This is a genomic window from Bradyrhizobium sp. Ken64 (assembly GCF_055807555.1).
Map to the genome: position 1 here is coordinate 1 of NZ_JBVVPA010000120.1, position 254 is coordinate 254.

Here is a 254-nt window from a genome sequence, read left to right on the forward strand (position 1 = left end):
GACCTGGGTGGCGGGACTCGGGAAGTGACCCAATTGCAGGCCGGCTTTCTGCGCCGGACCGTCGCGGAATATCCCCGCGACCACGATGCCAGGGCGCCCGGTCAGGCCGAACGACTCGGCCAGTTCCTTGGTCAGGGGCTGTACTTCAATGCCCAGCCAGCCGCGAATCACCTGGCCGTGTTCGATGATCGACTTCATTACTTCCATCGCCAGTTTCACCGGGATCGCAAAACCGATGCCCTGGGAGCCGCCGG

The 254-nt window shown here is 64.2% G+C and carries 1 protein-coding gene; it reads right to left on the minus strand.

What is annotated here, in order from left to right; all coding sequences use genetic code 11:
* A partial coding sequence (locus tag AC0L2F_RS35900) for a S1C family serine protease (protein ID WP_473251542.1) occupies window positions 1–254 on the minus strand: 254 nt, incomplete at both ends.